The sequence below is a fragment of the Polymorphobacter sp. genome (assembly GCF_051860865.1).
Lineage (GTDB): Bacteria > Pseudomonadota > Alphaproteobacteria > Sphingomonadales > Sphingomonadaceae > Sandarakinorhabdus.
The window spans coordinates 1-5,234 of the sequence record NZ_JBIMKZ010000117.1; the positions used below are offsets into that span (position 1 = coordinate 1).

The following is a 5,234-nucleotide window of genomic DNA, read 5'->3' on the forward strand; positions in this document are numbered from 1 at the left end:
AAACCCTGCGTCGCCCAGACCGCGCGCCATGCAGCGAACCTCGACTGCAGCGCCGCCAGCAGCGCCGGCACCTCGCCGCCCACGGCGGTGGCCGGGCGGTCGGCGTCGACCGGATGCCAGCCGAGATTGACGCCGAAGCCAATCACCAGCGCCGGGCCGGCGCGTTCGAGCAGGATGCCCGACAGTTTGGCATCCCCAACCAGCAGGTCATTGGGCCATTTCAGCCGGGTTTCCACGCCGCACGCGGCAAGCACCGACTCGCGCAGCGCCACGGCGGCCACGAACGACAGTTGCTGCACCGGCCCCTCGGCATGGACGAGCACGCTGGCCATCAGGTTTCCGGCACCGTCATGCCACACTCGCCCACGACGCCCGCGTCCGGCGGTCTGGCGATCGGCGACCACCCAATGGCCATCGCGAAGCTCGGCTGCACGGACGAGCAGCCAGTCGTTGGTCGATCCAACCTCGGCGAGATGGGTCAATCCCGCTGTCGCCAAGGGCTCAGCGGCCCATGAACAGCGCCGACGACGCCCGCCAGGTCGCCGTGGCGATCGGCGCCATCGCCAGCATGCCGACCGGCGAGCAGAACAGCGCCGCGCCGAGGATCAGCAGTCCGTTGGCCACTGAGCCATCGCTGACCAGCCCGGCCTCGTCGGCATCGAAATACATGATCTTGACGACCCGCAGATAATAATAGGCCGCCACCACCGAGGCGACGAAGCCGGCCACCGCCAGCCCGACCAGCCCGGCGTCAATCACCGCCTGGAACACCGCCAGCTTCGGCCAAAAGCCGAGCAGCGGCGGAATGCCGGCCAGCGAGAACATGAAGATGGACAGCGCCAGCGCCAGTCGCGGCTGCGATCGCGACAGGCCGGCGAGATCGGCCATCGCTTCGATCGGCCGGCCATCGGGCGTGCGCAGCTGCATCACCACCAGGAAGGTGCCGAGCGTCATCGCCAGATACACGGTCAGGTAGAACAGCAGCGCGTCGATGCCCTCTACCGTCGCCGCCGTCAGCCCGACCAGCGCAAAGCCGATATTGGCGATCGACGAATAGGCCAGCAGCCGCTTCACATTGGTCTGGGCAATCGCCGCCACCGCGCCCAGCGCCATCGACGCAATGCTCAGGAACATGATGATCTGCTGCCAGTCGAAGCTGGCCGGGCCGAAGCCCTGCACCAGCACCCGCACCAGCAGGCCGAGTGCGGCCGCCTTGGGTGCCGCCGAGAAGAAGGCCGCGACGGGCGTCGGCGCGCCCTCATAGACGTCCGGCGTCCACATATGGAACGGCACCGCCGAGATCTTGAAGGCCAGACCGGCGATGATGAACACCAGCCCGATCACCAGCCCCAGCGACTTGCCACCGGCCGCCAGCACGTCCGAGATGCCGCCGAAGTTGGTCGTCCCGGCAAAGCCATAGACCAGCGAGATCCCGTAGAGCAGGATTCCGCTGGCCAGCGCCCCGAGCACGAAATATTTGAGCCCCGCCTCCGCCGACCGGCCCTCATTGCGATGGAAAGCCGCCAGCACATAGGCCGACAGTGATTGCAGCTCGAGCCCGAGGTACAGCGACAGCATGTCGTCGGCGCTGACCATCATGCACATGCCGAGTGCGGCAAAGGTCAGCAGCACCGGATATTCATAGCGCAGCGTCTTCGCCTGCTCGAGCCAGGGCAGCGCCAACACCATCGAGGCCGCCGCCGCCGCCAGGATCAGCACCTTCAGGAACGACGAAAAGCCGTCCGCCACATACAGACCGCCAAACGCCGTCTGCCGCATGCCGACGGGGGCATCGAGCAATGTGAACGCCGCAATCCCCATTACGATCACCGCGCCGACAGTCACGCCGCGAGCGGTCACCCTATTGCCGGGGTCCTTGGCGCCGCCGCCATAGGTGCCGAGCATCAGCAGCAGCAGGACGCCCAGCGTCAGCACCAGCTCCGGCGCCGCGACGATGAGGGAAGCGAAGATCGGATGCATCAGTGGCTGGCCTCTGCGGCGGGCAGGTGTCGGGCCGCCTGCCCGCGCGGCATCGCCAGCGGCTCGGTGGCCCTCAGGAAGGTCATGTCGGTCGGCAGCGTCGCCATCTCCCGGCCCTCGAGCCGCGCGGTCACCGCCGCGATCGCCGGCTTCATCGGGTCCTGGAACGGCTTGGGATAGATGCCCATCCACAGCACCACCGCCACCACCGGCAGCAGGATCGCCACCTCGCGCGCCTTGAGGTCCGGCATCGCCCGTGTATCGTCGCCGGCCGCCGCGCCAAAGGCGATCCGCCGGTACAACCACAGCATATAGGCGGCCCCAAGGATGATGCCGGTGGTCATCACCAGCGCCGCCCAGGTCGAGGTCTGGTAAAGCCCGATCAGCACCAGGAATTCAGCGACGAAGCCGCTTGTCGCCGGCAGGCCGACGCTGGCCATGGTGAAGAACAACAGAATCAGCGCATAGCGCGGCATGGTGTCGGCGAGGCCGCCATAGCGCTTGATCTCTCGGGTATGCAGCCGGTCATAGACGACGCCGACGCACAGGAACAACGCGCCCGCCACCAGCCCATGGCTGAGCATCATCACCATCGAGCCCTCGATACCCTGCTGGTTGAGCGCGAACAGCCCGGCGGTCACGAACGCCATATGCGCCACCGACGAATAGGCGATCAGCTTCTTCATGTCGGCCTGCACCAGCGCCACCAGCGAGGTGTAGACGACCGCGACCATCGACAGGCCGAACACCAGCCAGATCAGCTGCGCCGAGGCATCGGGGAACATCGGCAACGAAAAACGGATCATGCCATAGCCGCCGAGCTTCAGCAGCACGCCAGCAAGGATGATCGAGCCGGCGGTCGGCGCCTCGACGTGCGCATCGGGCAGCCAGGTGTGCACCGGCCACATCGGCATCTTCACCGCGAAAGACGCGAAGAATGCCAGGAACAGCCAGAACTGCGCCTGCGGATCAAAGTCGTAGGTCGACAGCACGCCGATATCTGTCGAGCCGACCTCGCCGATCATCCACAGCATGCCAACCAGCATCAGCACCGAGCCGAGCAGCGTGTAGAGGAAGAATTTGTAGGACGCATAGATGCGCCGCGCCCCGCCCCAGATGCCGATGATCAGGAACATTGGGATCAGCCCGGCTTCGAAGAACAGGTAGAACAACAGCATGTCACGCGCCGCAAAGGTGCCGATCATCAGGCTTTCCATGACCAGGAACGCCGCCAGATATTCGGGGACGCGCGTCTTGACGCTCTCCCATCCCGCCAGCACACAGATCGGCATCAGGAACACCGACAGCAGGATCAGCATCAGCGCGATACCGTCGATCCCCAGATGCCACTCGAGCCAGGGGCCGAACAGGGCCGCGCGCTCGACGAACTGGAAGTCCGGGCTGGCCGTCTCATAGGCCTGCCACAGCAACAGCCCGAGGCCGAACAGCACCAGTGTCGTCACCAGCGCAATGATCCGCGACCGGCCGGCCTTCTCGGCCTCGTTGCCGGCCAGTGTAAAGATGGCCAGCGCCGCTACCAGCGGCAGCAGCACCATGATCGAAAGAATAGGCACGCCGCTCATTGTCCCGCCACCGAAAGCGCGCCGGTGATCGATCCGGGCACGAACCACGCCGCCACCGCCGCCAGCCCGACCAGCATCACCAGGGCATAGGCATAGACCTGCCCGGACTGGAAGCGCCGCGCCCGCGACGCGCCATAGGCGACAATCGCCGCCGCGCCGTCCGGCCCCAGCGCATCGATCGTCTTCTGGTCACCGCGCACCCAGAACCAGCGGCCGAGCGCCATCGACGGCCGCACGAAGATCGCGTCATAGAGACGGTCGAAATACCATTTTTCCTGGAGGAACCGGTACAGGGCCGGCACCGCGCCCGCCACCGCCGCCGGCAGGCCCGGCTTGGCAATATAAGCGACATAGGCTGCGATCAGCCCAAGGAAAAAGGCCGCTGCCGGGGCCCAGATCACCCAGGCCGGAACATGGTGCAATGCCTCCATCAGCGCCGCGTCGAAGGCCAGCGACCCGTTCCAGAAGGCTACCCCGCCCTCGGCGCCGACAAAGCCGTCATGGAACACGAAGCCCGCGAGCAGCGCGCCGACCGACAGCAGCACCAGCGGCAGCGTCATCGTCCAGGGGCTTTCGTGCGGATGGTAGCCGGCAGTCGGATCGGCCGCATGGCCGTGGTCATGCGCATGACCATGCCCATGGCCGTGCGCAGCATGGGCGATATGCTCGGAGCCTGCCCAGCGCGGCGTGCCGAAGAAGGTCAGGAACACCAACCGCCACGAATAAAAGCTGGTCATCAGCGCCACCAGCGCGCCGACGAAGAACGCCGCCTGACCGGCATCGGTGCCGCTGGCGAACGCCGCCTCGAGGATCGCATCCTTGGAATAATAGCCGGCGGTGTAGAAGAATCCGGTCAGCGCCAGCGTGCCGATGGTCATCATCGCGAAGGTCAGCGGGATATGTTTACGCAGGCCGCCATAGAAGCGCATGTCCTGCTCATGGTGCATGGCATGGATGACCGAGCCGGCACCCAGGAAAAGCAGCGCCTTGAAGAACGCATGGGTAAACAGATGGAACATCGCCGCGCCATAGGCCCCCGAGCCGGCGGCGAAGAACATATAGCCGAGCTGCGAGCAGGTCGAATAGGCGATCACCCGCTTGATGTCGGTCTGCACCAGCGCCACCGACGCCGCGAAAAGCGCCGTCGCCGCGCCGATATAGGTCACCACCGCCAGCGCCGTGGCGCTCGCCTCGAACATCGGCGACAGCCGACAGACCATGAATACGCCCGCCGTCACCATGGTGGCGGCATGGATCAGCGCCGAGACCGGCGTTGGCCCCTCCATCGCGTCCGGCAGCCAGGTGTGCAGGCCGAGCTGCGCCGACTTGCCCATCGCGCCGACGAACAGCAGCAGGCACAGGCAGGTCATCACATCGACGCGCGCACCCAGGAAGGAGAAGGTCGAGCCCTCTACCGCCGGTACCGCGGCGTTGATCGCATCGAGCGACACCGTGCCGAACACCATGAAGGTGGCGAAAATCCCCAGCGAAAAGCCGAAATCGCCAACGCGATTGACGACGAAAGCCTTGATCGCCGCCGCATTGGCGCTGGGCTTGTGATACCAGAAGCCGATCAGCAAATAGGAAGCGAGGCCGACGCCCTCCCAGCCGAAGAACATCTGCACGAGGTTGTCGGCGGTCACCAGCATCAGCATGGCGAAGGTGAACAGC

The 5,234-nt window shown here is 65.9% G+C and carries 4 protein-coding genes; all 4 read right to left on the reverse strand.

Annotated elements, in window-relative coordinates; all coding sequences use genetic code 11:
• The coding region (locus ACTIFJ_RS14775; RefSeq protein ID WP_439534874.1) for a biotin--[acetyl-CoA-carboxylase] ligase at positions 1 to 482 on the reverse strand (482 nt) is incomplete at its 3' end.
• Positions 483 to 501: 19 nt separating this feature from the next.
• Complete coding sequence (gene nuoN, locus ACTIFJ_RS14780) at positions 502 to 1,980, reverse strand: NADH-quinone oxidoreductase subunit NuoN (protein ID WP_439534875.1); 1,479 nt, start codon at positions 1,978 to 1,980, stop codon at positions 502 to 504.
• A complete protein-coding gene (locus ACTIFJ_RS14785; protein ID WP_439534876.1) occupies positions 1,980 to 3,563 on the reverse strand; it encodes an NADH-quinone oxidoreductase subunit M in 1,584 nt (527 codons plus the stop codon). The genes nuoN and ACTIFJ_RS14785 overlap by 1 nt, the downstream gene beginning before the upstream one ends.
• Positions 3,560 to 5,234 (reverse strand): NADH-quinone oxidoreductase subunit L (nuoL, locus tag ACTIFJ_RS14790; RefSeq protein ID WP_439534877.1); only part of this gene is annotated, 1,675 nt, incomplete at its 5' end. The genes ACTIFJ_RS14785 and nuoL, both read right to left, overlap by 4 nt.